The organism is Streptomyces sp. NPDC047002 (genome assembly GCF_040704505.1).
In the GTDB taxonomy this organism is placed as follows: domain Bacteria; phylum Actinomycetota; class Actinomycetes; order Streptomycetales; family Streptomycetaceae; genus Streptomyces.
Genome location: NZ_JBEYWC010000027.1, coordinates 60,243 through 86,221 on the forward strand (window position 1 = coordinate 60,243; position 25,979 = coordinate 86,221).

Sequence of the window (25,979 nt, forward strand, 5' to 3'; positions counted from 1 at the left end):
TTTCCCGACGGCTCGTCATGACGTGGCCTCCATGGCCACCCTGAGCGCCGCGATGCCGCGGGAGCCGTATGCCTTCACGGAGCCGAGGGATATCCCCAGCGTCTCGGCGACCTGCGCCTCGGTCATGTCCGCGAAGTACCGCAGGACGAGGACCTCGCGCTGCCTGCGCTGGAGCCCGCGCATCGCCTTGATCAGAGCGTCGCGCTCCAGCTGGTCGTACGCGCCCTCCTCCGCGCTCGCCATGTCCGGCATCGGCTTCGAAAGGAGCTTGAGGCCGAGGATGCGGCGGCGCAGCGCGGAGCGGGAGAGGTTGACGACGGTCTGCCGCAGGTAGGCCAGCGTCTTCTGCGGGTCGCGCACGCGGCTGCGCGCCGAGTGCACCCGGATGAACGCCTCCTGGACGACGTCCTCGCAGGACGCGGTGTCGTCGAGCAGCAGCGCCGCGAGCCCGAGCAGCGAGCGGTAGTGCTTCTGGTAGGTCTCGGTGAGGTGGTCGACGGTGGTGCCCACGGCCATGGTGTCGTCAGCACCCGCGTCCTGCTGCGCCGGCAGCGGCGTGAGGGACCGTACGGGCATATGGGCTGCGGCGGGTACGGAGGCGGTCACCGGCAGGCCGCCGTCGGCCGGCGCACCCCTCGGCCTGCGGCCGGGGCGTGCGGCCACGCCTCTGAACGTGCCGAGCGCCGGAAATTCGAGTACCTCTGCCACGCCTGTTGGACACGCTGCCCCCCGGCAGGGTTGTACGCGCGCGCCAACGCCGCTGACGCCGCACCACTTGCACCCATGCGTCCCCACTCTCCCCCGATGCCCCGGTTCCGGCCGTCATCCGACCGGGGTGACGGTGTAGACGCCCCGGGTGAGGCCGACGGTTGCAGGGCTTGCACAGAAAGCCAGATGTGCATGATCCGACACCGCGACGTCCCCGTTCAAGGGGGACAGGACCCCGGATTCCTCACACGGGGTTCACACATCGGACACGCGGCAGGCCGTCCCGGGCGGTCGCCTCAGGCGGACGTCTCCGCCGCGACCGCCTCGGCGATCTGCACGCTGTTGAGCGCCGCGCCCTTGCGCAGGTTGTCGCCGCAGACGAAGAGTTCGAGCCCGGCCGGGTCGTCGAGCGAGCGGCGCACCCGGCCGACCCAGGTCGGATCCGTACCGACCACGTCGGCGGGTGTCGGGAAGTCGCCGGTCTCCGGGTTGTCGAACAGCACCACGCCGGGCGCCGTCGCCAGCGTCTCGTGGGCGCGCTCGACGGTGATCTCCTGCTCGAAGGCCGCGTGGACGGAGACCGAGTGGGTGGTCACGACCGGCACGCGCACGCAGGTCGCGGCGACCGGCAGGTCGGGCAGGCCGAGGATCTTGCGGGTCTCCGCGCGGATCCCGAGCTCCCCCGACGACCAGCCGTCGGCGCCGGGAGTGCCGCACCAGGGCACCACGTTGAGCGCGAGGGGCGCGGGGAACGGGCCCGTCGCGTCGCCGACCGCGCGCCGCACGTCGCCCGGGTGCGTGCCGAGCCGGGTGCGGGCGACGAGCGCGAGCTGCCTGCGCAGCTCGGCGACGCCCTCGTCGCCGCTCGAACTGGCCGCCTCGTACGAGGAGACGACCAGCGAGCGCAGCCCGAACTCGGCGTGCAGCGCGCCGACCGCCACGATCAGCGAGAGCGTCGTGCAGCCGGGGCTCGCGACGATGTTGCGCGGACGGGTGCGCAGCGCGCCCGCGTTGACCTCGGGCACCACGAGCGGCACGTCGGGGTCGGCGCGGAAGGCGGTGGACCCGTCGACCACCACGGTGCCGCCTGCCGCCGCGACCGGCGCCCAGCGCGCGGACACCTCGTCCGGCACGAGGAAGACGGCGACGTCCGCACCGCGCAGCGACTCCTCGGTGAGCGCGACGACTTCGGTCTCGACCCCGCGCACGGAGAGCTTGGTGCCCGCCGTGCGCGGGGACGCGATCAGCCTGATGTCGCCCCAGACGTCCGCGTGCTGGGACAGGATCTGGAGCGTCACGGCGCCGACGGACCCGGTCGCCCCGACGACCGCGAGCGTCGGCCTGCCCGTCATCGCCCGCTGCCCCCGTACGCACGGAGGGCGGGCGCGAGCGGGCCGCGGTCCTTCATCGGCCGGTGCCGCCGTAGACGACCGCCTCGTCGGACTCGCTGTCGAGGCCGAAGGCGGAGTGCACGGCGCGCACGGCCTGGTCGACCTCGTCGGCGCGGGTCACGACCGAGATGCGGATCTCGGAGGTCGAGATCAGCTCGATGTTGACGCCGGCGTCGGACAGCGCCTCGAAGAAGCCGGCGGTGACGCCGGGGTTGGTCTTCATGCCGGCGCCGACGAGCGAGATCTTCGCGATCTGGTCGTCGTAGCGCAGGGAGTCGAACTCCACCACCGACCTGGTCTTCTCCAGGGCGTCGATGGCCTTGCGGCCCTCGGCCTTCGGGAGGGTGAACGAGATGTCCGTCAGACCCGTCGACGCGGCCGAGACGTTCTGCACGACCATGTCGATGTTGATCTGGTTGTCGGCGATCGCCCGGAAGATCTTGGCGGCCTCGCCCGGCTTGTCGGGCACCCCGACGACCGTGATCTTCGCCTCGGAGGTGTCGTGGGCGACACCGGAGATGATGGCCTGCTCCACCGTGCGGTCCCCTTGCGGCTGGTTGCTGACCCATGTGCCCTGGAGTCCGGAGAAGGACGAGCGGACGTGGATCGGGATGTTGTATCGGCGTGCGTACTCGACGCACCGGTGCAGCAGCACCTTGGAGCCGGAGCTCGCGAGCTCCAGCATGTCCTCGAAGGAGATCCAGTCGATCTTCCTGGCCTTCTTCACCACGCGCGGGTCGGCGGTGAACACGCCGTCGACGTCCGTGTAGATCTCGCAGACCTCGGCGTTCAGCGCCGCGGCGAGGGCGACAGCGGTGGTGTCGGAGCCGCCGCGGCCGAGCGTGGTGATGTCCTTCTTCTCCTGCGACACGCCCTGGAAGCCGGCGACGATCGCGATGTTGCCCTCGTCGAGCGCCGTGCGGATGCGCCCGGGGGTGACGTCGATGATGCGCGCCTTGTTGTGGACGGAGTCGGTGATGACGCCCGCCTGGCTGCCGGTGAAGGACTGGGCCTCGTGGCCCAGGTTTTTGATCGCCATGGCCAGCAGCGCCATGGAGATCCGCTCTCCGGCGGTCAGCAGCATGTCGAACTCGCGGCCGGAAGGGATCGGGGATACCTGTCCGGCGAGATCGATCAACTCGTCCGTCGTGTCGCCCATCGCCGACACCACGACGACCACTTGGTGGCCCGTCTTCTTGGCGTCGACGATCCGCTTGGCGACCCGCTTGATGCCCTCGGCATCGGCTACGGAGGAGCCTCCGTACTTCTGCACGACAAGGCCCACGTGCGCTCCTCGCTCATTCCGTTGGTGCGGTCGGCTCAGTCTATCGAGCGTTTGCACGACACTCCGGACATATCACATGACGAGATGACGTGCTCAGCACATGACATCCTGCGGGCCGTCCCGAGGCCCGTGGCGCCGCTCGGCAGGGATGCATGCCCCGGATGGCCGAGGCCACGCGGAAGGTAATCCACTTCACAGGACCCACCCGCGGTGTTCTGCCGTCCGCGCCCCGTGTTCCCGGCGCACGGCGCGCACGGACGGGGCGCGGCACGCACGGACGGGGCGCGGCGCGTGCGGGCGCGGCGCGGCACGCCCCGGGGCGCCGGCCGCCTCCCGGGCTCAGGCCCCCCGCAGCCCCAGCGGGCCCGCGATCTCCTCGGCCATCACCTGGCCGGCCTCCTCGGCCAGCGCGTCGTCCTCGTCGCCGAGGTCCTGGTCGGTGTCGAGGCCGTCGAGCGCGGGCAGCGGCTGGTTCAGGCGGACGTGCGACACCAGCGACTGGAGCGCGCGCAGCGTCGCCGAGGCGACCCCGCCCCAGCTGGTGAGGTACGAGAACTGCCACCACCACAGGGCCTCGGTGACCCGGCCCGCCCGGTAGTGCGCGAGGCCGTGCCGCAGGTCGGTGACCACGCCGGCGATGTCGTCGGAGATCCGCGAGGCCACCGGCGCCTTGCGGGGCTCGTACGGGTCGAAGACCTCCGAGTAGACGTCGATCGGCTCCAGCAGGACGGCGAACCGTTCCCGCAGCTCGTCGACGTCGGGCTCGGGGCCGAGGTCGGGCTCGTAGCGCTCGTCCGGCAGGATGTCCGCGTGCGCCCCGAGCCGGCCGCCGGCCAGCATGAGCTGCGAGAACTCCAGCAGCAGGAACGGTACGGCGCTGTCCGGCTCGTCGCCCTTGGCGACCTCGGTGACCGCGACGATGAAGCTCTCGATCTGGTCGGCGATCTGGACCGCGAAGTCGTCGGGGTCCTGGTGGGCGGCGTGCAGCGTTGCGTCAGACATCGAGCAGTCTCCTCCCCTCGAAGGCACGCCCGAGCGTGACCTCGTCGGCGTATTCCAGGTCACCGCCGACCGGCAGGCCGCTGGCCAGGCGGGTGACCTTCAGCCCCATCGGCTTGATCATGCGGGCGAGGTACGTCGCTGTGGCCTCGCCCTCCAGATTCGGGTCGGTCGCGAGGATCAGCTCGCCGACCGCGCCGTCCGCGAGGCGCGCGAGCAGCTCGCGGATCCTCAGGTCGTCGGGGCCCACGCCCTCGATCGGGCTGATCGCACCGCCGAGCACGTGGTACTTCCCGCGGAACTCGCGGGTGCGCTCGATCGCGACGACGTCCTTCGGCTCCTCCACCACGCAGATCACCGAGGGGTCGCGGCGCGCGTCCCGGCAGATCCCGCACTGCTCCTCCTGCGCGACATTGCCGCAGACGGCGCAGAACCTGACCTTGTCCTTGACCTCCAGGAGCGCGTGGGCCAGCCTGCGCACGTCGGTCGGCTCGGCCTGGAGGATGTGGAAGGCGATCCGCTGCGCGCTCTTGGGACCGACGCCCGGGAGTCTGCCCAGCTCGTCGATGAGTTCCTGAACCACGCCTTCGTACAACGGACGCCTTCCTCTGTGTGCGGCCTGTCCCGGGTGTCCCGTGCGTCCCGGTCACCCGCGGCCGCCTGGGTTACCGGTGCCGACTGTGCCAGCCGGCCTTTGAAGACGAGGTACACCCTCGCGAATTCCTCGTAAAGCCGACGTCAGAACCGACGTCAGGACCGGCGTCGGAACCCCGGTGCACCTGCCGGGCCCCGGCGCCTGGACCGGGTCAGAACGGCAGGCCCGGCATGCCGCCGAGGCCCTGCGCGAGCGGGCCGAGCTTCTGCTGCTGGAGCTGGTGCGCGTTGTCGTTCGCCGCCTGCACGGCGGCGAGCACGAGGTCAGCAAGGGTCTCCGTGTCCTCGGGGTCCACCGCCTTCGGGTCGATGACCAGGGACTTCAGCTCCCCCGAGCCGTTGACCTTGGCCTTGACGAGGCCGCCGCCCGCCTGGCCCTCGACCTCGGTCGCCGCCAGCTCCTCCTGCGCCTGTGCGAGGTCCTGCTGCATCTTCTGCGCCTGCTGGAGCAGCTCCTGCATGTTCGGCTGGCCACCACCGGGAATCACGGGTCACTCCTGGCAAATTCGACGACGGGCAACGACAAAAAACCTGTGAGGCGAGCCTACGTGCTCTCGCGGCACCTCGCCCCACCCGTGGGAACTAACTCTTTCGAGTGAGGCCCGGCGGGTCCCTTACCTGATCACGCGCCTCCGGGGGAGGAAGTTCCCCTGTTTCGGCCCTGCACGCCCTCCGTTCGGCGGTAGGAAAGTGCGATACGCCACGCCGTGCCACCCCCGTGCGCCGTGCGTGCGCCGAATTCGCGTGCGGGAGCCGTACAGCACGACGTACGGCGCGACCCGTGGGACGACGGACGAGCTGAAGGAGTGCCCCGGTGAGCCAGCCGGAGATGCAGCCCGGAGGGTCGGGCCGGGAGGACGGGCTCGCGGAGTCGGGCGCGGCCGCCCGGCCCGCGCCCGGCCCCGGCGGCGGGCCCGAGCACGGCGAACTGGTCGGCGGGCCCTTCCCCGCCGGCGACTGGGGCGAGCCCGCGGAGCGCCTCGACGAGCTGTACCGCTGGGTGGAGGCGGGCGCGCTGCACACGGTGCGCTGGTATCTGGCGGACCGGGTGCGCCGCAGATTCGCCGCGCGCGCGCTGCGCGGCGGCACGGCGCTCGGCGCGATCACCGGCGCCGCGCTGCCGCTCCTCGACCTGGCGGGCAAGGTGCCGGGCGCCGGGGCGTGGGGCTGCCTCGCGCTGCTTGTGGGCGCCGCCTGCCTGGCGTGCGACCGGTACTTCGGCGTCACTTCCGGGTGGATGCGGCACGTCGCGACGGCGCAGGCCGTGCAGCGGCGGCTCCAGACGCTCCAGTTCGACTGGGCGGCCGAGTCGGTGCGCGAGGCGCTCGGCCCGACGGAGGGCACGGCGAGCGAGGCCGCCGAGCGGTGCCTCGGGGTGCTGCGCAGGTTCTGCGAGGACGTCACGGAGCTGGTGCGCGCGGAGACCGCGGACTGGATGGTCGAGTTCCGCGGGGGCGTGGGCACGGGCGCGCTGCTGCTCCAGTCGGCCCCGCCGCACCACGGCGGCCGGCCCTCGCCCCCGCCGCCGCGGCCCTTCGCCCCCGGCGCCCGCCCGAACATGCCGCGCCAGCGGCCGCCCGAGCCGCGCTGATCCGCTGGCCCGTCGCGCAGAGGAGCGGCCGGGGCCCGGCCGGGGCCCCGGCCCGTCAGCGCTCCGCGGTCACCGCCTTCCCCGCGGCCCCGCCGGCCTCACAACCCTGACCGCGGTCCCCGCAGCCGCCAGGGCCGCGCGGGCTTCCTCGCGCTCCTCCCGCGCGCCTTCGCGCCCCCGCAGACCGGGGCGCAGGCGCCCGAGGCCGAGGGGCACCCGGCGCCCGCAGGGCACGCCAACCGCGAGACCTCGGGCGCCAACGTCTCCCGCGTCGCGGGACTCGGCTACCTGGGGATGCCGGCAGGGCCCGCGGTCATCGGGCCGCTCACCCGGTTCGTACCGCTGAACGCGGCCCTGCTGCCGCCCGTACTGCTGTGCGCGGCGGCGGCCGTCACGGCGCGCGTCCTCACGCCCCGCGCGGACCCGGCCCTGACACCGGGTCCGCGCGGCCGGGCCGGCGTCAGCTGAAGATGATCATCGAGCCCTGGCCGAGGCTCTTGGTCGCCGCCGCGTGCAGCCCGAGCCACACGTGCCGCTCCCTGGCGAACGGGCCCTCGTCCTGCCCGCCGGACGCGGCGCGCTCCTCGAGCGTCGTGGGGCCCGCGGGCGGCAGCGGGGGCGCCGGCGGGTTCCTCGGGTCGATGCCGATGGCAGGGGCGACCAGTTCGAGCTCGCGCAGCAGCCCCTGCGTCGAGCCCAGCGGCCCGCCGCCCTCGAGCAGCTGGTCGTTGGAGAGGGGAGCGCCGAAGTCCACCGGCACGTACGCGCCCGCGTGGTCGAAGTGCCAGACCAGATGCGACTGCTGGGCCGTCGACTCGAACATTTCGAGCAGCTGCTCGTAGTCGCTGCCCAGTTCGCCGACCGGGGTCACGGCGAGGCCGCAGACCTGGAGCAGATAGGCGCGCCGCAGGAAGTGCAGCGCGTCGTAGTCGAAGCCCGCCGCGGGGGCCACGTCCCCCGAGAGGCCCGGCATGTAGGCGAAGACGGGGACCGGCGGAAGCCCGGCCTCCCCGAGCGCCTTGTCGTAGACGGCGATCTCTTCAGCGAAGGGGTTGTCGGGGCTGTGGCACAGCACGTCGACAAGGGGGACCAACCACAGGTCACAGGCCAAGGGATGCTCACTCTCAGGCGGTTCTGGCGCTGGGTTTCGCCGGACGGTGCGCGGTTCGCCGGGGGTGCGGGGCAGGGGAGCTGCGGGAGGTGGGGCGGGGCCAGGTGCGGTGGACGGGTACGGGCGCGGGTCCGGCTCGGGCCGCCGGGCCCGGGCCGCCGGGCGGACGGCCGAGGGCCGCGCAGGGGCGGCCGCACACCGCCCGCAGCGCCGCCCGCAACGGCCGCGGTCGGGCCAGCGTAATGCGCGCGGCACCCGGCGCGAAGAGTCCGGCACGCGCCGGAGTCACCCGGCCGCGCCGCCACGCGCGCCCCTGCCGCCGGAACCGTCGGGCCCCCACGAGCCCGCCGCACCGGCTGAACCCGGTACACCCGGTGCAGCCGGTGCACCCGCTGAACCCGCCGCCCGGTGGGCCAGTTCGTCGGCCCAGGTCAGTAAATGGGTGTTGTACTGCCCGATCAGCGTCCTGATGCCGGCCGTGTCGCCCGCAGCCACCGCGTCCACCAACTCCTCGTGCCCGCTCCACAGCCACCTGTACGCCTGGGCCTCTTCCCGCAGGAACGGCACGGCGAACACCCATGCCTTCACCCGCATCCGGTCGAGGAAGTCCGAGACGTAGCGGTTGTCGCCCAGGGCGCTCAGTTCACGCCAGAACCTGAGGTCGTAGCCGATCAGTATCGCCACGTCCCCCGCGCGCGCCGCACGCGCCGCCTCCTGGGCCCGCCGCCGCACGGCCGTGAGCAGCGCGGCGGGCGCGGACAGCCGCCCGGCGCCGGGTCCTGGCCGCTCGGAGAGCGTCTGCTCCAGCTTCCTGAAGACGCCGTCCTCCAGCAGCGACCGCGCCTCGACCATGCCGCGGAAGTCCGCGAGGGAGAAGCGGTGCACACGGAAACCCCGGTGCTGGTCGGAGTCGAGCAGCCCCTGCGCCGACAGGTCGACCAGCGCCTCGCGCACCGGGGTGGCCGAGACGCCGTACTGCTCCGCGATGGTTCTGACGGTGAACTCGCGCCCCGGCAGCAGCCTGCCCGCCAGGATCTCGTCACGCAGCGCGTCCGCGATCTGCTGCCGCAACGTGTGCCGCGTCACGGCTCCACCGTCAGGCATCGTCGGTGTACGTCCCCTCGTACGGTCGCTCCGCTCGGCGGGCGGCCCCTGGCGGCCACCTCGCGGAAAAGGCTCCCGTCACAGTACGGCCTGCGGGCCGCGCGGGGCGTGAGAGGGCGGGGACGCGGGAGGCGCGGTGGCCGAATTCCGGCCACCGCCCCCGCCGCGCGTCCGACGCACCGTCACACAGTGTGCTCGTCGGCGACCGCGAGGGCCGCGTCCAGGGCCGCGAGGCCCTCCTTGGCCTCCGCCTCGCTGGTGGTGAGCGGCGGCACGGCGTGCGTGCGGTTCATGTTGACGAAGGGCCACAGGCCGTTCTTCTTACAGGCGGCGGTGAACGCGGCCATCGGCGCGTTCGCCTCGCCCGTCGCGTTGTACGGCACGAGCGGCTCGCGGGTCTCCCGGTCCCGCACGAGCTCCACCGCCCAGAACGCGCCGAGCCCGCGCACCTCGCCCACCGACGGGTGCCGCGCCGCGAGCTCCCGCAGCCCGGGGCCGAGCACCGCGTCCCCGAGGTGCGCGGCCTGCTCGACGATCCGCTCCTCGGCCATCAGCTCGATGGTCGCGACGGCCGCGGCGCACGCCAGCGGGTGCCCCGAGTAGGTGAGGCCGCCGGGGAAAGGACGCCGGGCGAAGGTGTCGGCGATCGCGCCCGAGATCGCGACGCCGCCGAGCGGCACATAGCCCGAGTTGACGCCCTTGGCGAAGGTCAGCAGGTCGGGCACGACGTCGAAGTGCTCGGTCGCGAACCAGCGGCCCGTACGGCCGAACCCGGCCATGACCTCGTCGGCGACGAACACGATCCCGTGCCGGTCGCACAGCTCCCGCACGCCCGCGAGGTAACCGGGCGGCGGCGCCATGATCCCGGCCGTGCCCGGCACGGTCTCCAGGATGACCGCCGCGATCGTGCCGGGGCCCTCGTACGCGATCACCGACTCCAGGTGGTCGAGGGCGCGGGCGCACTCCTCCTGCTCGGTCGAGGAGTAGAACGGCGAGCGGTAGAGGAACGGCGCCCAGAAGTGCACGACCCCCGCGGCCCCGCTGTCATTGGCCCACCTGCGCGGGTCGCCCGTCAGGTTGATCGCCGTGGCCGTCGCGCCGTGGTACGAGCGGTAGGCGGAGAGCACCTTGGGACGGCCCGTGTGGACGCGGGCCATCCGGATCGCGTTCTCGACCGCCTCCGCGCCCCCGTTGGTGAAGAAGATCTTGTCGAGGTCGCCCGGGGTGCGCTCGGCGATCAGCCGCGCCGCCTCGGAGCGCGCCTCCAGCGCGAAGGCGGGCGCGAACGTCGCGAGCTTCCCCGCCTGCTCCTGGATCGCGGCGACGACCCTCGGGTGCTGGTAGCCGATGTTGGTGAAGACGAGGCCGCTGGCGAAGTCGAGGTAGCGGTTGCCCTCGTAGTCCCAGAAGTACGAGCCCTCGGCGCCTGCGACGGCGAGCGGGTCGATCAGTTCCTGCGCGGACCACGAGTGGAAGACATGCGCGCGGTCGGCCGCCTTCACGGCGGCCCCGGCCTGCGGGTCCGGTGCGGCATGCGGGGTCAGAGGGGTCATGGCGCCAGCGTAGGGAGCACGGCGGGCCCACCAAAATCGCCACCTTGTGTGCGGTGGGCCACTTTCCTCGGCAGGGTGTCGTGCGCGCCCGGCACGCCCGAGGTGCGAAAGCGCGCCCGGTACGCGGACGGCGTCACGCCGAGGTGGCGCAGGAACGCCCGCCGCAGTGACTCGTCGCTGCCGAGGCCGCTGCGGTGCGCCGCCGCCGTCACCGTCCCGCCGGCTTCGAGCAGGGCCTGCGCGGCCTCCACCCGCACGGCCTCGACATAGCCGGCGGGGGTCGTGCCGACCTGCGCGCGGAAGAGGCGCGTCAGGTGCCGGGTGGAGAGGCCGCAGCGCGCGGCGAGCGCGGCGGGCGCGTGGTCGGCCGCCGGGTCGGCCGCGATCTCCCGTACGAGATCGCGCAGCGCCTCGTGGCGCGGGGCCGGGGTGCGGGCGGCGACCGAGAACTGCGACTGGCCGCCGGGCCGCCGCAGGAACACCACCAGGTCGCGCGCGACCTCCCTGGCGAGCTCCGCGCCCTCGTCCGCCTCGACCAGCGCGAGCGCCAGGTCGATGCCCGCGGTGACGCCCGCCGAGGTGCAGACGCGGCCGTCGGCCACGAAGATCGCGTCCGGCTCCACCGCGGTCAGCGGGTGGCGGCGGGCGAGGGCGGCGGCGTGGCGCCAGTGCGTGGTGGCGCGGCGCCCGTCGAGCAGCCCCGCGGCCGCGAGCGCGAACGCCCCTGTGCACACGGACGCGACCCGCGGGGCCGCGGCGGCGAGCGCGGCCACGGCGTCCGTGAGGCCGTCGGGCTGCGGTCCGAGCGGCAGGTCGTCAGAGCCGGGCACCACCAGGGTGTGCGGGGGCGCGCCCGCGCCGCCCGCGAGGTCGGCGGCCGCGGCGTCGGCGCCGAGCAGGGTGCCGGTCGCGGTGCGCACGGGCGCGCCGTCCACCGAGCAGACGAGGGGCGCGTACCGGCCGCCGAGCGCCGCCGCCGTCCCGAACACCTCAAGGGGGGCGGCCACGTCCATCAGCCGCACGCCGTCGTAGACCAGGACGGCGACGGTCCGCGCCGGTCCGCCGCCCCGCTGCCGTTCCCGCATGTACTTACGGTAGCCCGCCGCCCTGTCCGTATCCGAGGGATACGTGTCCGTACGGACATGGCGGGCGGCCGCGCGCCGCCGGAGAGTGGAGGGGAGGCCGGGCGTACCGGTCCAGGCAGCGCATCCGCAGACCACCAGAAGGGACCGACCGGCGATGGCAGAACTGATCGCAGGCGTGGAGATACCCGACAGCGCGCTCGCGCGGGAGGCCACGCAACTCGTCAGGGACACGGCGGACCCGCTGGTCTACGACCACTCGCGCCGCGTCTTCCTCTTCGGCGCGCTCAGGGGCGCCGGGCAGGCACTCGCCTTCGACCCCGAACTCCTCTACATCGGGGCGATGTTCCACGACCTCGGCCTGACGGAGGCGTACCGCACCTCCACCCGGCGCTTCGAGCTCGACGGCGCCGAAGCGGCCCGGGACTTCCTGCGGGCGCACGGCCTGACGGAGGAGAGCGCGCGGATCGTGTGGACGGCGATCGCGCTGCACACCACCCCGGAGATCCCCACCCGCATGGAGCCGGAGGTCGCGCTCGTCACGGCGGGCGTCGAGTACGACGTGCTGGGCATCGGCTACGACACCGTGCCGGACGAGGTGCGGGCCGCCGTGGTCGCCGCCCATCCGCGCCCCGACTTCAAGCGGCGCATCCTGGAGGCGTTCACGCGGGGCATCGAGCACCGGCCGCAGACCACGTTCGGGAACGTGAAGGCGGACGTGCTCGCCCACTTCGTGCCCGGCTTCGAGCGCACCGACTTCGTCGAGGTGATCCGCGACTCCGCCTGGCCCGAGTGAGCGCGGAACCGGGCGGCGGCGCCCCGGGGTTGATGCCTTCCCCCGCCGCGACACGGACGCGGTCGGCATGGCAGTCTCCTGCGGGACGGGGCCACCGCGCCCCGGGCCGTGGCCCGCGTCGGACGGGACCACGCCTTCGGGTAGGGGGAGGGACCGCTCGGCCATGGAGAAGCTCGCACCAGGGGACGCGCAGAGCATCGGTTCGTACCGGCTGCTTGCGCGGCTCGGCTCAGGCGGACTCGGCCAGGTCTATCTGGCACGCGCCGCCGACGGGCGGACGGTCGCGCTCCGGCTGATCCGGCGCGAACTCGCGGCGCAGCCCGCCTTCCGCGCGGCGCTCGGGCAGGAGGTCGCGGCGGCCCGCCGGGTCGCGGGTCCTTGGGCCGTGCCGCTGGTCGACGCGGACACGGAGGCCGAACTCCCCTGGACGGCCTCGGAGTACATCCCGGGCCCCACCCTGCTCGCCCTGGTCGCGGGCGGCGCGGGCGGTCCGGGCGGCGGGCCGCTGCCGCCGCGCTCCGTGCGGGTGCTCGCCTCCGGCCTCGCCCACGCGCTCCAGGACATCCACGCGGCGGGCGTGGTCCACCGCGACCTCAAGCCGTCCAACGTCCTCATCACGGAACAGGGCCCGCGCCTCGCCGACTTCGGCGTCTCCCGCGCCCTGGACGCCGCGACGGACGGCGGCCGCAGGCTGACGGGGGCCCTCACCGGCGCGCCCGGCTTCATGTCGCCCGAGCAGGTGCGGGGCGAGGCGGCGACGCCCGCCGCGGACGTGTTCAGCCTCGGCTCCGTCCTGACGTACGCGGCGACCGGGCGGCTGCCGTTCGGCGCGACCGACAGCAGCGCGCACGCGCTCCAGCTGCGCATCACGCAGGAGGAGCCGGACACGGCAGGCCTGCCCGCGGCCCTCGCCGTCCTCGTACGCGACTGCCTGCGCAAGGACCCGGCGGAACGCCCCGCCGTCGGCGCCGTCCTCGGCCGCGTCGGCGAGCCGGAGACCGCGGGCGGCCCGTGGCTCCCCGGCGGGGTGCCTGCGCAGGACGGGCCGCACACGGTACGGCTCGCCGCCGCGAAGCCCCCGACCGCGGAGCCACAGTCGGCGCAGGCGGCCCAGACGGCGCAGATGCAGGCGGGGTCGGCCGCGCAGGCGCAGGCGCAGGCGGGGCAGGCGCAGGCGCCTCAGGCACCCCAGGTGCCCGTGCAGCCCCAAGCGCCCCGGGCCCAAGCCCTGCCCCAGCCGACGCCGCAGCCTCAGCCGCCCCTGCCGCCGCAGCAGGCCGCCGCCCCGGTGTGGCCCCCGCTGGGCCCGGCGGCCAAGATCCCGCCCCAGCCACACCAGGCGGAGACCCAGGCCCTCCCCCCACAGGCACCACAGCAGCCACAACCGCAACAGGCCCAGCAGCCACAGCAGTTGCCGCAACCGCAGCCGCAACAGGCCGCCTACGGCTATCCCCCGCCGGGTTACGGCTACCCCCCGCCGTACCAGCAGCCCCAGCCCTACCAGCAGCAGCTCCCCCAACCCGCATCACCACCGCCCCACATACAGCAGGCACAACAGCAGGCACAACAAGCACAGCAGCCCCCGGCGCCCGGCTACGGCTACCCCCCGTTCGGCGCCCACGCACCCGAGCAGGGCTTCGTCCCCGGCTTCTCCGAGGGGCCCGAGGAGTTCGAGGACGAGCCGGACGCCCGCCGCAGGCGCGGCACGATCGCGCTGATCGCGGTCGCGGTCGTGGTGGCCATCGGCGCCGGCGGCGCGGTGTACGGCGTGCTGGGCGGCGGCCCCGCGAACCCGACGACGGCGAGCGGCCCCGCGCCGCGGCACTCCGCGGGGCAGGGCGGCGCGGCCCCCTCGCCCGCCGATCCCGCGCCCGCCTCGCCCGCCGACCCCGCGCCCGCCTCGTCCTCGCCGTCCGCCTCCCCGAAGGGCGATGTGCCGCAGGAGTTCGTCGGGACGTGGAGCGGCGGCGTGCGGACCAAGGACGGCCTCAGCCCGCGCACGCTGACCATCAGGCAGGGCAGGGTCGGCGACACGGTCCTCGTCCTGACGGCGGACGGCGCGACGGGCGGGAAGGGCGGGAAGGGCGGCTACCACTGCGAGTTCACCGCGCCGCTCGCCGCGCGGCCCGGCGACGGCGGCGCGCTGGCGATCGGCCCCTCCGCGGTGCGGGTCGGGCAGCCCGCGACGGCGTGCACGCCCGGCGCTGCCACCACCCTCACCATCACGCCCGACGGCGGTCTGCGCCGGGTGACGGCGAACGGCGAGGCCCTGACGTACACCCGTAGGTAGGGACGCGGCCGCGACCTGCCCGTACGCCGGAACCGCAGGCCCCCGTGCCGTCGTGAAGGGTGCCGGGGGCACAGGGCAGTCGGTTCGGGGCCAGGGGGCACGACGTTGAGCACGCAGCAGATCGACCCGCACGCGCCGGGCGGCCGGACGGCGCCGCCGCAGGCGGAGCGCGCGGCGGACCACACCGCCCGGCCCGCCGCGCGCCCCCGCCGCTTCGTCAACAGCCTGATGTGGGCGCTGCTCGTCCCGCTCGCCGCCGTCGCCGCGGGGTTCCTCAGCCAGTACCCGTTCGGGATGCTGTACGTGGGGATCGGCGTCACCCTGGTCGTCGTCGCGACCACCGCGGTCATCGCGGGCGCCCGCTGGAACCGCGCGGTCCCCGCGACGCTCGCCGCGATGTGCGTCTTCGCGCTGCCGTTCTTCGCGGGCCCCAGCGCGTACGAGCTGTACGCGAAGCGGCTCGGGCACGCCGTGCCCGCGCGTGTCACGCCCGGCACCCACTGCCGTGTGGTGGACGCGGCGGGCGCGGCTGAGGAGCTGACGCCGCGGCAGAACTGCACCGGGCAGTTCGCGTCCGGCGAGCGGGTCGTGCTGTTCAGGGACCCGTTCGGCGTGCTGCACCCGTGGGTCGGGGCGACCGGCTCCCGCGCGGTGCCAGGGCGCCCGCTCGCCGCCGCGGGCGCCCTGTTCTGCCTCGCGGCCCTGCTGATCCTCTGGGCGGGCGTGCGCCGCCGCGTCCAGGACCCGGCCTGACCCGGCAGGCGGCCGAGGTCCCGGGAGCGTCCGCGCCCCGGGACCGGCCCGCGTGCCTGCCTGCCTGCCTGCTAGAGGAACGAGTTGATCTCGATCGTCTCCGTGCGCCCGGGGCCCACGCCGATCGCGGAGATCGGCGCGCCCGACATCTCTTCGAGCGCCTTCACATAGCCCTGCGCGTTCTTCGGCAGGTCGGCGAAGGTCTTCGCCTTCGTGATGTCCTCCGACCAGCCGGGCAGGTACTCGTAGACCGGCTTCGCGTGATGGAAGTCGCTCTGGCTGTAAGGGAGTTCCTCGACGCGCTTGCCGTCGATCTCGTAGGCCACGCAGACCGGCACGCGCTCCCAGCCGGTGAGCACGTCGAGCTTGGTGAGGAAGAAGTCGGTGAGGCCGTTGACGCGGGTCGCGTAGCGGGCGATCACCGCGTCGAACCAGCCGCAGCGCCGGTCGCGGCCCGTCGTCACACCGCGCTCGCCGCCGATGCGGCGCAGCGCCTCGCCGTCCGCGTCGAACAGCTCCGTCGGGAAGGGGCCCGAGCCCACCCGGGTCGTGTACGCCTTGAGGATGCCGATGACCCGGTCGATCTTCGTCGGGCCCACGCCCGAGCCGGTGCAGGCGCCGCCCGCGGTGGCGTTGGACGAGGTCACGAAGGGGTACGTGCCGTGGTCGATGTCGAGCAGCGTGCCCTGGCCGCCCTCGAAGAGGACGACCTTGCCCTCGTCCACGGCCTGGTTGAGCACCAGGGTGGTGTCGGCGACGAACGGCCGCAGCTGCTCCGCGTACGACAGCAGCTCCTCGACGATCCGGCCGGACTCTATGGCGCGGCGGTTGTAGAGCTTGGCGAGGATCTGGTTCTTGAAGTCGAGTGCCGCCTCGACCTTCTGCGTCAGGATCGACTCGTCGTACAGGTCCTGGACGCGGATGCCGACGCGGTTGATCTTGTCCGCGTAGGCCGGTCCGATGCCCCGCCCCGTGGTGCCGATCTTCCGCGAGCCGAGGAACCGTTCCGTCACCTTGTCCATCGTGGTGTGGTACGGCGTGATCAGGTGCGCGTTGCCGCTGAGCAGCAGTTTCGACGTGTCGATGCCGCGCTCGTTCAACCCGCTCAGCTCGGAGAGCAGGACGGCGGGGTCGACCACGACGCCGTTGCCGATCACCGGCACGCAGTCGGGCGAGAGGATGCCCGACGGGAGGAGATGCAGCGCATAGGTCTGGTCGCCGACGACGACCGTGTGGCCGGCGTTGTTGCCGCCCTGGTAGCGGACGACGTAGTCGACGGAGCCGCCGAGCAGGTCGGTGGCCTTCCCCTTGCCCTCGTCACCCCACTGAGCACCGAGCAGCACAAGTGCGGGCACAGGCGTACACCCCTTCCGGGCGGGGCATGTCCAAGGTCTGGGGGCGGCGTACGGCACAGCCCGAACCGTCGAACCGGTTGCCCCGGAATAGACGAAGCCCCTGGCGCAATAGCGCAAGGGGCTCTTGCACAAAGATGCTACCCGAGGAAGGACCGAGGTGTCGGCTCCGGAATTCGCCGCCCACGGCACACGGCAGCGCCCGCAGCAGCTCCTGGTGGTCATCGACCCGCTGGCGCGAAGAATCGACGGCGAGTCGGTGCGCATCGCGAAGGACGTGCTGAGCGCGGGGGCACCCGCCAAGATCTGCCTGCCGGACACCCCGGAGGAGTTCGCCCGCGCGCTCGCGCGGCGCGGGCACCGGCGCCCGGTCGTCATCGGGAACGACCGGGCCCTGCTGCGCACCGTGGGCCTGCTGCACCGGGAGCGCGAGCTCGCGGACGGCGTCCTCGCGCTGGTACCGGTGGGCGGCACGGGCGAGCTGGTGCTCGCGCGCTCGCTCGGCGTGCCCACGGACGCGGTGGCCGCCGCGCGCGCCGTGCTCGACGGGGCGCCGCGCCGGCTCGACCTGCTGGTGGACGACAGCGACGGGGTGGTGCTCGGCGGCATCAGGGTGCCCGCGCTGCCGCCGTCGCCCGAGGGCGCGGGCCGGGCGGGCGCGGCGCCGGGCGCTTCGGTGTGGGGCGCGTGCAGGTCGCTGGTGCGCGGCCTGGTGCGGCCCGCCGCGGCGGGCACGGCGGCCGCCGTGGCGCACCGGCTGCGGGTGGAGACGGACGGCGAGGTGCTCAGCGACCTGGACCGGCCGGTCGCAGGGGTCACGGTGCACTCGCCGGGCGACGGGCGCGCCGAGGTCGTCGTGCGCCTGCCGGACGCACCGGAGCCGCTGCGCGCGCGGGCCGCCCGCGTGACCATCTCGGGCGCCGACTTCCACTACGGGGCCGACGCCCGGGTCGCAGGACCGGTCAGGACCCGCACCTGGACGCTGCGCCCCGAGGCGTGGAGCCTGACGCTGCCGCCCGCGCGGTGAGCGGCCCGTCACTTTCCCGTCAGCTTCTCGGCACCGCGGCCGGCCGCACCGCCGCTACCGTGCGACGCACCGCGGAGGACGCTCTGTGACACGGGGTGCGGACCGAAGCGGCAACCGGGGCCGCGGCCACCCACCCCTGAGCGGGCCGCGGTCCCGGGTCGCCTCAGCGGACGTAGCGCGCCAGCTCGTCGGTCTCCAGCACGAACCCGAGCGGCTCCGGCAGCCCGACCGCCACCCCGAAGGCCGCGGTGTGCCGCTCCTGGTAGCCCCCCTCGGGCCCGGGGCCGCTGAAGACGGTGGCGGTGGCCGCGTCCCGGTCGATCAGCAGGTGCACCGGGATGCCGACGGCCGCGTACGCCAGCGGTTTCTCCTTGCGGTCGCGCGCGTCCGTGTCGCGGTCGTACGACGTGACCTCCACCGTCATGAGCACCCCCGCGGGATCGGCCCACTCGCCCTGCCCCGCGAAGCTGCCGCGCCGCGCGACGCACCCGTCGGGCCGCGCCCGCCCCGCCCTGTACTGCTCGACCCGCAGTCCCTGCTCCACGTAGAGGCCGAGGTCCGGCCTGTGCTGCATGCAGACCGTCTGCAGCCACAGCAGGATCTCCCCGTGGTCCCCGTCCGGCACGCCCTTGACTCCGATCCGTCCACCGATGAATTCGAGTCTGACGGACTCGGTCTCGGCGGCGGCGAACGCGGCGATTCGCTCGAACTCGTCCACGTCCATCTGCGGCGTACGTTCTGCCATGACCGTCATGGTGCACCTCCTGTCAGACGTGCACCACCATGGCGCCCCCGCACGCCCCTCGTCTGGCATATGCCGGGGGCTCACCCGTACGGGTCACGGCCAGGTCAGCCCGGGGTGACCAGCCGGGCCTCGTAGGCGAAGACCGCCGCCTGGGTGCGGTCGCGGAGGCCGAGCTTGACGAGGATGCGGCTGACGTGGGTCTTGATGGTGGACTCGGCCACCACCAGGTGCTCCGCGATCTCGCCGTTGGACAGGCCCTGCGCGATCAGCACCAGGACCTCGGTCTCGCGCTCCGTGAGGTCGCCGACGCGGGCCGACGTGGGCGCCCTCGGCACGTCGGAGAGCTTCGCGAACTCGGTGATCAGGCGGCGGGTGACCGTCGGCGCGAGCAGCGACTCGCCCGCGGCGACCACCTTCACGCCGTCCGCGAGCTGCCGCGCTGAGGCGTCCTTGAGCAGGAAGCCCGAGGCGCCGGCGCGCAGCGCCTGGTAGACGTACTCGTCCAGGTCGAACGTGGTCAGCACGAGCACCTTCGCGTCCGTGTCGGCGGCGACGATCTCCCGGGTCGCGTCGATGCCGTTCATCTCCGGCATGCGGATGTCCATCAGGACCACGTCGGGCCGCAGCTCCGCGACCCGCTCCACCGCCTCGCGCCCGTCGACTGCCTCGCCGACCACCTCGATGCCCGGCATCGCGTTCAGCAGGACGGAGAACCCCTCGCGGACCATCATCTGGTCGTCCGCGATGACCACCCGGATCGTCACCGCCCGGCCTCCGCGGCCTCGGCGGGCGACTGGGCGGACGGCACCGGCAGGAACACCGCCACCTCGTAGCCGCCGTCCTCGGTCGGCCCCGCCGTCATCTCGCCGCTCAGCATCGCCACCCGCTCCCTCATGCCGGTGAGGCCGTGTCCCGACCCCTGCGACGGCTTCAGCGGGCCGCGCGCCGCCGTGTTGACCACGCGCAGGCCGAGCCCGCCCAGCACATGGGCGACCTCCACGTCGGCCGTCGATCCCGGCGCGTGCCGCAGCGCGTTGCTCAGCGCCTCCTGCACGATCCGGTACGCCGAGAGCTCCACGCCCTGCGGCAGCGGCCTTACGGCCCCGATCACGGTCTTGCGCACCGTGAGCCCGGCCTCGCCGACGTTGCGCAGCAGCCCGTCGAGGTCGGTGAGCGTCGGCTGCGGCGCGTCCGGCGCCTGGTAGTCGGCGGCCCGTACGACACCGAGCACGCGCCGCAGCTCGGTCAGCGCCGCCACCGCGTTCTCCCGTATCGTCGCGAACGCCTCTTCGAGCTCGGGCGGCGGGTTCTGAACGCGGTACGGCGCGGCCTCCGCCTGGATCGCCACCACCGACATGTGGTGCGCGACCACGTCGTGCAGCTCCCGGGCGATCGTCGTCCGCTCCTCCAGCAGGGTGCGCCGGTCGCGCTCGACCGCCGTCACGCTCTGCTGCGCCGCCACCTCGTGCCGCGCCGAGGCCCGCACCTGCACCACGGACACCACGAGCAGCACCACCGCCGTCAGCACCAGCATCGGGCCCGTCGCCGGGTCGAAACTGGTGAACACCGCGCCGAACAGCGAGTACACCGCCGTCAGCAGCCACATCCACAGCGCGGTGCGCGGCCGGGTGCGTGCCGCGACCACCGTCATCACGAAGACATGGGCGACGAGCACACCGGGCCCGATCCCCGCCGACGTGTAGGCGTACCCGCCGCCGAGCAGCACGAGCAGCGCCATCTCGCCGAGCGAGAGCCACCAGGCGAGGATCGGCCGCAGCAGCGTGAGGCCCACCACGGCCGGCGGCACCAGCGCGAACACCGACCCGGTGTCGGTCACCCCCACCAGCAGGGTGATCAGCACGGCGCACACCACCACGGCGTGCGGCGTCCACACCGCGTAAGGGCGCAGCGCGCGCGGCACCCGCCGCGCCACCGGCCCTTCGAGGCGCATCGGCCGCAGCGGGCGGTAGGCCAGTACGCCGGTGAACAGGTCCTCGCGCAGCCCGTCGCGCAGGCCGCGCGCCATCCGCAGCTCCGGGTTCCCGCCGGGCCCGGCTCCGCCTTCGATGTTCCTGACAGTCTCGGTCACACTGCAACGGTAGGGGCCCGCGGCGCCCGTGCCGTCCGCTGCGATGCTGATCCCGCGGGGTCCGTCCCAGGTACTACACGGCGTACGCGGCGCCCTCCCGCGGCGCTCCCCGGGCCCCCTCGGCGCAGCGTGCGGCGCACCCCGCCACGCACCCCGCCGCCTCACCAGGCGAGCTGGGCGATCTCCTCCGCGACCACCGCGCACGCGTCCGCCGCCGGGTCCACCAGCGGGAAGTGGCCGACGCCCTCCAGCAGCGTGAGACCCACCGTCTCGCCCGCGCGGGCCGCGGCGTCGACGAACGACTCGGCGATCCCGTACGGCACGGTGGCGTCCTCGCGGCCCTGCACGACGGCGGTCGCGATGCCGGTCGGCAGCAGCAGCGCCGGGTCGACCAGCTCCCTGCGGCGCTTGAACTCCTCGCCCTCACCAAGGAGTTGCGTCATCGCGCCCTCGCACACGCCGAGTTCGGCGGCGAGGCCGAGGTCGGCGAGCGGCCCGAGGGCCACCACACCGCGCAGCGGCGCGGGCTCGTCGCGCCGCCAGGGCGCGCCCGCGGGCAGCACGTGCCGGGCGGCCGCCCACAGCGCGAGATGCCCGCCGGCCGAGTGCCCCGTCAGCACCGTGCGCCCGGTGTCGGCGCCCGGCAGCGCCTCGGCGACCAGCGCGGGCAGCGCGTCGAGCGCCGCCGCCACGTCGTCGAAGGTGTCGGGCCAGCGCCCGGCGGGCGGCGCCGCGCCCGCCTCGGCCCGCTTCCCCTGCGGCCCGCCGCGCCGGTACTCGACGCTCGCCACGGCGAAGCCGCGCCGCGCGAGGAAGCCGGCGAACGGCGAGACGTGCGCGCGGTCCACGCGGGCCCGGTAGGCGCCGCCGTGCAGGACGACGACCAGCGGCGCCGCGCCCAGCGTGGTGTCCCTCGGCGCGTAGAAGTCCACGACCTGGTCCGGGTGTTCGCCGTACGCGGCGGTGGCGTCCGGCGGCACGGCGGGGTGCGCGAGCAGGGCGCCGTACTCCGCCGCGTCCCGATGCGCGCCGCGCTGGGGGTCGTTCGCGCTCTCGTGCGCGGCCGCGTCCGGCATGCTCGTCCAACCTTTCGATGTGGGGGCGGAGATGGCCCGGTCCGCGGGGACGCTACCAGCAGAACGGGCCCTTGATCACTCCGCGTTCACGCCGACGGGAGTTGTCGGACGGACCCCAGCACCTCGCCGAGCACCCGCGCCGCGCGCTCGGCGTCCGCGAACCGCGTGTACAGGGGCGTGAAGCCGAACCGCAGGAGGTCGGGCCTGCGCAGATCTCCTACGATCCCGCGGGCGATGAGCGCCTCCATCACCGCGGGCGCCTGTGCGCAGCGCAGCGCGACCTGGCTGCCGCGCTCCGCGTGCGCCTCCGGTGTCGCGGAGGCGACCCTGCCGGCCGGCGCGTACGCCGCGACGCACTTGAGGAAGAAGTCCGTCAGGGCAAGGCTCTTGGCGCGTACGGCCGGGACGTCGACGGCCTCGTGGTCCCACACGTCGAGCGCCGCGTCCGCGGCGAGCAGCGACAGGATGTCGGGGGTGCCGACCCGGCCCCGTACGGCGCCGTCCGCCGCGGCGTAGCCCGGCGCCATCGCGAACGGGTCCGCGTGCGAGTTCCAGCCGGGCAGCGGCGAGTCGAAGCCGCGCTGGTGCCGCGGCGCCACATAGAGGAACGCCGGCGAACCGGGGCCGCCGTTCAGGAACTTGTACGTGCAGCCGACCGCCAGGTCCACCCCGTGCTCGGCGAGCCCCACCGGCAGCGCGCCCGCGCTGTGGCACAGGTCCCACACCGCGAGCGCGCCCGCGGCGCGCACCGCCCGCGTGGTGCCCGGCAGGTCGTGCAGCCGCCCGGTGCGGAAGTCGACGTGGTTGACGAGCGCGACCGCGGTGCGCGGCCCCACCCGGCCCGCCACCTCGGCGGGTTCCACGGCGACGAGGCGGGTGCCGGTGAGGCGGGCCGCCGACTCGGCGATGTAGCCGTCCGTGGGGAACGTCGTGGCGTCGACCACGATCTCGTCCCGCCCCTCGGGCGCCAGCCGCACCGCCGCCACCAGCGCCTTGAAGACGTTGACGCTGGTCGAGTCGGCGACGACGACCGTGCCGCGCTCCGCGCCGACGAGCGGCGCCACCCGGTCGCCGACCCGCTCGGGCGCCGTCCACCAGCCGCTCTCGCCCCAGGACCTGATGCCGAGCTCGCCCCACTGGCGGGTGACCACGTCCCGCATGCGCTCCGGCACATGGGCGGGCAGCGCGCCGAGCGAGTTCCCGTCGAGGTAGACCACCCGCTCGTCCAGCGCGAACAGGTCGCGCACGGGCGCGAGGCGGTCGGCCGCGTCGAGCCCGGCCGCGCGCCCGGCGAGCGGAAGGACCGCCCCGGGGGCGCGGGACGGTTCCGCGGCGGCCGCGCGGGCGGGGGAGTCAGACGCGTCCACGGGCACTCCACAGTTCGGGGAAGACGACGGCGGCCGAGCGCTTCTCCAGCCAGGCGACCCCGGCGGAGCCGCCGGTGCCCGGCTTGGAGCCCATGGCGCGGCGGGTGGCGACGAGATGGTCGGTGCGCCAGCGGCCGACCAGCTCGGCCACGTCGGTGAGCGCCTCGCCGAGCCGCGCCAGGTCCCGGTGGGCGCCGGGGTCGGCGTAGACGGCGGTCCAGGCGCGCTCGACGCCGTCGGACGGCTCGTACCTGCGGGTCAGGTCGCGCGCCAGCACCTCGGCGGGCACCGGCAGGCCGCGCCGGGCGAGCAGCCGCAGCACCACGTCGTACAGGCTCGGCTGCGCGAGCGCCTTCTCCAGCTCGGCGTGGACGCGCGGCGCGCCCCTGTGGGGCACCAGCATCGAGGCGGACTTCTCACCGAGCAGGAACTCCAGGCGCCGGTACATCGCCGACTGGAAGCCGGAGCCCTCGCCGAGCGCGCCGCGGTAGGCGTTGAACTGGGCGGGGGTGAGGCGCGCGATCGGCCGCCACGACGCGTTCAGCGCCGCGAGCTCGTGCGCGGAGCGCTCCAGCGCGTCGAGCGCGCCGGGCAGCCTGTCCTCGTCGAGCGCGCGGGACGCGGTCTCCCACTCGTGCACGATCACGGTGAACCACAGCTCCATGACCTGCGTGGTGACGAGGAAGACCATCTCGCCCGGGTCGTCGGACCGCAGCTGCTGGGCGTGGGTGAGGAGGTCGGCCTTGACGTAGTCCTCGTACGGGGTGGTCCCCGCGAAGTCGAGGTGCGGGGTCTCGGGGTCGTCGGACATCACTGTCTCCGTTGGCATCCCGGGTAGCGGTCCGCTCCGCTCCGCAACCGCGCGGGTGCGGAGCCCCGGTCCCCACCGCGCATGATAATCCGGGCCTCCGGGGCCCGCAGGACGGCCCGCCCGGCACGGCGGGCCTCCCCCGTGCGGCCGCCCGCGGCCCGCGCCGGGCCGTGCGGCCCGCTCAGCCCAGCGTGTCCGCGGCGGTCGGCGACGAGTCCCGCAGGAACGCCGAGCAGCGCTCGTACTCGTCCTGCTCGCCGATCTCCTGCGCCGCCCGCGCCAGCGCGTGCAGCGCGCGCAGGAAGCCGCGGTTCGGCTCGTGCTCCCACGGCACCGGGCCGTGTCCCTTCCAGCCCGCGCGGCGCAGCGAGTCGAGCCCCCGGTGGTAGCCGGTGCGCGCGTACGCGTACGACTCGACGACGCGGCCGCCCGTCCACGCGTCGTCGGCGAGCAGCGCCCAGGCGAGGGACGACGTCGGGTACTTCGCCGCGACGTCGGCGGGGGACGCGCCCCCGGCGAGCAGTTCGCGCGGCTCAGGGCTGTCGGGCAGATGGGTGGGGGGAGGTCCCCCGAGCAGGTTCTCGTGGATCGACATACCTACAGTCTGCCTTGCGGCGGCGGCGCCGGCGGGGGCGTGTCCCCTCCTCGCGGAGGCTCCCCCGAGGGCGCTCCCGCAGGCCCCGCGGAGGCCGCACCCGAAGGCCCGTCCTGCGCCGCCCCGGCCGCCCGGTCCGCCTGCTCACGCACCGGTTCGAGCGGCGGCGCCACCACCCCGCAGTTGACCCGGCACTCCGGCACCGCGGCGGGCTCCCCCGCCACCGCCGCGGGCGCCGCCCTGCGCACCGTGAGGAACGCGAGCACCGCGCCCACCAGCAGCACCGCCGCGCACATCGGCATCGCCCTGTCGAAGGCGTGCTTGAACGCGGGCGGCGACCGGTAGACCTCGGGGCCCATGCCGGCGAGCAGCGGCAGCGCCGCCACCGCGATCAGGCCGGCCGCCCGCGCCGCCGCGTTGTTCACGCCGCTCGCGAGACCCGCCTTGCCGGTGTCGACGGACGCCAGCACGGTCGAGGTGAGCGGCGCGACCAGCGTGACCATCCCCGCGCCCTGCACGATCAGCGCGGGCAGCACGTCCACCGGGTAGGAGGCGTGCGCGCCCACCCGGGTCATCAGCAGCATGCCGGCGGCGCACAGCAGCGGCCCCACGGTCAGCGGGATGCGTGGTCCGATCCGGTCGGCGAGCTGCCCTGAGCGCGCGGAGAACAGCAGCATCAGCACCGTCGTGGGCAGCAGCGCCGTGCCGGCGGCGAGCGCCGAGTAGCCCGCCACGACCTGGAGCTGGAGCGTGGCGAGGAAGAAGAAGCCGCCGAAGGCCGCGTAGACGCACAGCGTCACCAAATTCACGGTGGTGAACTGGCGCGAGGAGAAGACCGTCAGCGGCAGCATCGGGTCGGACCGCCGCCGCTCGACCCATACGAAGGCCGCGCCCACCAGCACGCCGGCGGCGCCCGCCCACCAGGCGGCGCCGATCAGCGCGTACGTCACCAGCGCGAGCGCGGCGGCGCCGAGCACCCCGCCCGCCACGTCGAACCGCCCGTGGTGCTGCGGGTCCCGCGACTCCGGTACGTGCCGGAGCGCGACCGGCACGCACAGCGCGGCCAGCGGCAGGTTGATCAGGAAGACCCAGCGCCAGCCGGGCCCGTCGACCAGCCAGCCGCCGACGAAGGGGCCCACGGCCGCGCCGACGCCGCCGAGCCCCGACCAGATGCCGACCGCGCGCGAGCGGTCGTCCGGGTGGAAGCTCGCCTGGATCAGGGCGAGCGACCCGGGGGTCAGCAGCGCGCCGCCGACGCCCTGGAGGGCGCGGGCGGTGATCAGGACCGCCGCGTCGGGCGCGAGCCCGCACAGCAGCGAGCCGAGCGCGAACCAGACGACGCCGAGCACGAAGACGTTGCGCCGCCCGTAGCGGTCCCCGAGCGAGCCGCCGAGCAGGATCAGGCCCGCGAGCGTCACCGTGTAGGCGTTGACGATCCACTGGAGCGCGCCGAGCTGCGCGTCCAGGTCGTCGCCGATGTGCGGCAGGGCGACGTTGACGACGGTCGAGTCGAGCAGGGCCATGCTGGAGCCGAGCACCGTGGTGAGGATGACCCAGCGGCCCTTGGCCGAGGACAGGCGGATGTCCATACCCCGGATCA

Annotated in this window: 24 protein-coding genes and 1 pseudogene; 6 read left to right on the top strand and 19 right to left on the bottom strand. The window is 74.4% G+C overall.

What is annotated here, in order from left to right:
* Positions 1 to 15: 15 nt before the first annotated feature.
* The 6 genes from AB0910_RS23115 to AB0910_RS23140 all read right to left on the bottom strand — a co-directional run bounded on the left by AB0910_RS23115 (position 16) and on the right by AB0910_RS23140 (position 5,525).
* A complete protein-coding gene (locus tag AB0910_RS23115; protein WP_366746520.1) occupies positions 16 to 663 on the bottom strand; it encodes a SigE family RNA polymerase sigma factor in 648 nt (215 codons plus the stop codon).
* A gap of 341 nt (positions 664 to 1,004) precedes the next feature.
* Positions 1,005 to 2,060 carry an aspartate-semialdehyde dehydrogenase gene (locus tag AB0910_RS23120; protein WP_366746521.1) on the bottom strand — a complete coding sequence of 352 codons (1,056 nt, stop codon included), beginning with the start codon at positions 2,058 to 2,060 and terminating at the stop codon, positions 1,005 to 1,007.
* Positions 2,061 to 2,112: 52 nt separating this feature from the next.
* Positions 2,113 to 3,384: an aspartate kinase gene (locus AB0910_RS23125; protein WP_366746522.1), complete on the bottom strand. Its 1,272-nt coding sequence runs from the start codon at positions 3,382 to 3,384 to the stop codon at positions 2,113 to 2,115.
* 339 nt (positions 3,385 to 3,723) lie between these two features.
* Positions 3,724 to 4,386, bottom strand: coding sequence for a DUF5063 domain-containing protein (locus AB0910_RS23130; RefSeq protein WP_366746523.1), 663 nt, complete (start codon positions 4,384 to 4,386; stop codon positions 3,724 to 3,726).
* Positions 4,379 to 4,978 carry a recombination mediator RecR gene (recR, locus tag AB0910_RS23135; RefSeq protein WP_345645614.1) on the bottom strand — a complete coding sequence of 200 codons (600 nt, stop codon included), beginning with the start codon at positions 4,976 to 4,978 and terminating at the stop codon, positions 4,379 to 4,381. The genes AB0910_RS23130 and recR overlap by 8 nt, the downstream gene beginning before the upstream one ends.
* 211 nt (positions 4,979 to 5,189) lie before the next feature.
* Positions 5,190 to 5,525, bottom strand: a complete 336-nt coding sequence (locus AB0910_RS23140) for a YbaB/EbfC family nucleoid-associated protein (protein WP_366746524.1) — start codon at positions 5,523 to 5,525, stop codon at positions 5,190 to 5,192.
* A 326-nt stretch (positions 5,526 to 5,851) separates the two neighbouring features.
* Here AB0910_RS23140 and AB0910_RS23145 point away from each other — a divergent pair, with 326 nt between their 5' ends.
* Entirely contained in the window at positions 5,852 to 6,628 is a 777-nt protein-coding gene (locus tag AB0910_RS23145; RefSeq protein WP_366746525.1) for an SLATT domain-containing protein, read from the top strand.
* Between the two features lie 219 nt (positions 6,629 to 6,847).
* Positions 6,848 to 7,096, top strand: a pseudogene (locus tag AB0910_RS23150) (MFS transporter); the annotation flags it as partial.
* Here the strand turns inward: AB0910_RS23150 and AB0910_RS23155 are convergent.
* The 4 genes from AB0910_RS23155 to AB0910_RS23170 form a co-directional block, all read right to left on the bottom strand.
* The gene (locus AB0910_RS23155) at positions 7,089 to 7,739 is read right to left on the bottom strand and encodes a hypothetical protein (RefSeq protein ID WP_366746526.1); all 651 of its coding nucleotides are present in this window, start codon (positions 7,737 to 7,739) and stop codon (positions 7,089 to 7,091) included. The pseudogene AB0910_RS23150 and the gene AB0910_RS23155 overlap by 8 nt on opposite strands.
* Before the next feature lie 285 nt (positions 7,740 to 8,024).
* Positions 8,025 to 8,843: a GntR family transcriptional regulator gene (locus AB0910_RS23160; protein ID WP_366746527.1), complete on the bottom strand. Its 819-nt coding sequence runs from the start codon at positions 8,841 to 8,843 to the stop codon at positions 8,025 to 8,027.
* Positions 8,844 to 9,025: 182 nt separating this feature from the next.
* Complete coding sequence (locus AB0910_RS23165) at positions 9,026 to 10,396, bottom strand: aspartate aminotransferase family protein (protein ID WP_366746528.1); 1,371 nt, start codon at positions 10,394 to 10,396, stop codon at positions 9,026 to 9,028.
* Complete coding sequence (locus AB0910_RS23170; protein WP_366746529.1) at positions 10,393 to 11,481, bottom strand: helix-turn-helix domain-containing protein; 1,089 nt, start codon at positions 11,479 to 11,481, stop codon at positions 10,393 to 10,395. The genes AB0910_RS23165 and AB0910_RS23170 overlap by 4 nt, the downstream gene beginning before the upstream one ends.
* A gap of 154 nt (positions 11,482 to 11,635) precedes the next feature.
* Between AB0910_RS23170 and AB0910_RS23175 the strand changes: the two genes are divergently transcribed.
* The 3 genes from AB0910_RS23175 to AB0910_RS23185 all read left to right on the top strand — a co-directional run bounded on the left by AB0910_RS23175 (position 11,636) and on the right by AB0910_RS23185 (position 15,317).
* Positions 11,636 to 12,274 (top strand): HD domain-containing protein, encoded by a 639-nt coding sequence (locus tag AB0910_RS23175; RefSeq protein WP_366746530.1) that lies wholly within the window; start codon positions 11,636 to 11,638, stop codon positions 12,272 to 12,274.
* 163 nt (positions 12,275 to 12,437) lie between these two features.
* On the top strand, positions 12,438 to 14,564 hold the full coding sequence (locus AB0910_RS23180; protein WP_366746531.1) for a serine/threonine-protein kinase: 2,127 nt from the start codon (positions 12,438 to 12,440) through the stop codon (positions 14,562 to 14,564).
* 105 nt (positions 14,565 to 14,669) lie between these two features.
* Positions 14,670 to 15,317 (top strand): hypothetical protein, encoded by a 648-nt coding sequence (locus AB0910_RS23185; RefSeq protein ID WP_366746532.1) that lies wholly within the window; start codon positions 14,670 to 14,672, stop codon positions 15,315 to 15,317.
* Between the two features lie 71 nt (positions 15,318 to 15,388).
* On the opposite strand, the gene AB0910_RS23190 is transcribed toward AB0910_RS23185, so the two are convergent.
* Complete coding sequence (locus AB0910_RS23190; protein ID WP_366746533.1) at positions 15,389 to 16,672, bottom strand: adenylosuccinate synthase; 1,284 nt, start codon at positions 16,670 to 16,672, stop codon at positions 15,389 to 15,391.
* 157 nt (positions 16,673 to 16,829) lie between these two features.
* Between AB0910_RS23190 and AB0910_RS23195 the strand changes: the two genes are divergently transcribed.
* A complete protein-coding gene (locus tag AB0910_RS23195; RefSeq protein ID WP_366746534.1) occupies positions 16,830 to 17,696 on the top strand; it encodes a diacylglycerol kinase in 867 nt (288 codons plus the stop codon).
* 163 nt (positions 17,697 to 17,859) lie between these two features.
* On the opposite strand, the gene AB0910_RS23200 is transcribed toward AB0910_RS23195, so the two are convergent.
* From AB0910_RS23200 to AB0910_RS23235, 8 genes are all read right to left on the bottom strand, one after another.
* Positions 17,860 to 18,450 carry a Uma2 family endonuclease gene (locus AB0910_RS23200; RefSeq protein ID WP_366746535.1) on the bottom strand — a complete coding sequence of 197 codons (591 nt, stop codon included), beginning with the start codon at positions 18,448 to 18,450 and terminating at the stop codon, positions 17,860 to 17,862.
* 95 nt (positions 18,451 to 18,545) lie between these two features.
* Entirely contained in the window at positions 18,546 to 19,205 is a 660-nt protein-coding gene (locus tag AB0910_RS23205; RefSeq protein ID WP_366746536.1) for a response regulator transcription factor, read from the bottom strand.
* The gene (locus tag AB0910_RS23210) at positions 19,202 to 20,467 is read right to left on the bottom strand and encodes a histidine kinase (RefSeq protein WP_366746554.1); all 1,266 of its coding nucleotides are present in this window, start codon (positions 20,465 to 20,467) and stop codon (positions 19,202 to 19,204) included. Before AB0910_RS23210 ends, AB0910_RS23205 begins: the two co-directional genes overlap by 4 nt.
* Positions 20,468 to 20,691: 224 nt before the next feature.
* A complete protein-coding gene (locus tag AB0910_RS23215) occupies positions 20,692 to 21,606 on the bottom strand; it encodes an alpha/beta hydrolase (protein WP_366746537.1) in 915 nt (304 codons plus the stop codon).
* 86 nt (positions 21,607 to 21,692) lie between these two features.
* Positions 21,693 to 22,973, bottom strand: a complete 1,281-nt coding sequence (kynU, locus tag AB0910_RS23220) for a kynureninase (RefSeq protein ID WP_366746538.1) — start codon at positions 22,971 to 22,973, stop codon at positions 21,693 to 21,695.
* On the bottom strand, positions 22,960 to 23,784 hold the full coding sequence (locus tag AB0910_RS23225; protein WP_366746539.1) for a tryptophan 2,3-dioxygenase family protein: 825 nt from the start codon (positions 23,782 to 23,784) through the stop codon (positions 22,960 to 22,962). Before AB0910_RS23225 ends, kynU begins: the two co-directional genes overlap by 14 nt.
* A 181-nt stretch (positions 23,785 to 23,965) precedes the next feature.
* Entirely contained in the window at positions 23,966 to 24,379 is a 414-nt protein-coding gene (locus AB0910_RS23230; protein ID WP_366746540.1) for a DUF3151 domain-containing protein, read from the bottom strand.
* A 2-nt stretch (positions 24,380 to 24,381) separates the two neighbouring features.
* Positions 24,382 to 25,968: an MFS transporter gene (locus AB0910_RS23235; RefSeq protein ID WP_366746541.1), complete on the bottom strand. Its 1,587-nt coding sequence runs from the start codon at positions 25,966 to 25,968 to the stop codon at positions 24,382 to 24,384.
* Between the last annotated feature and the right edge of the window lie 11 nt (positions 25,969 to 25,979).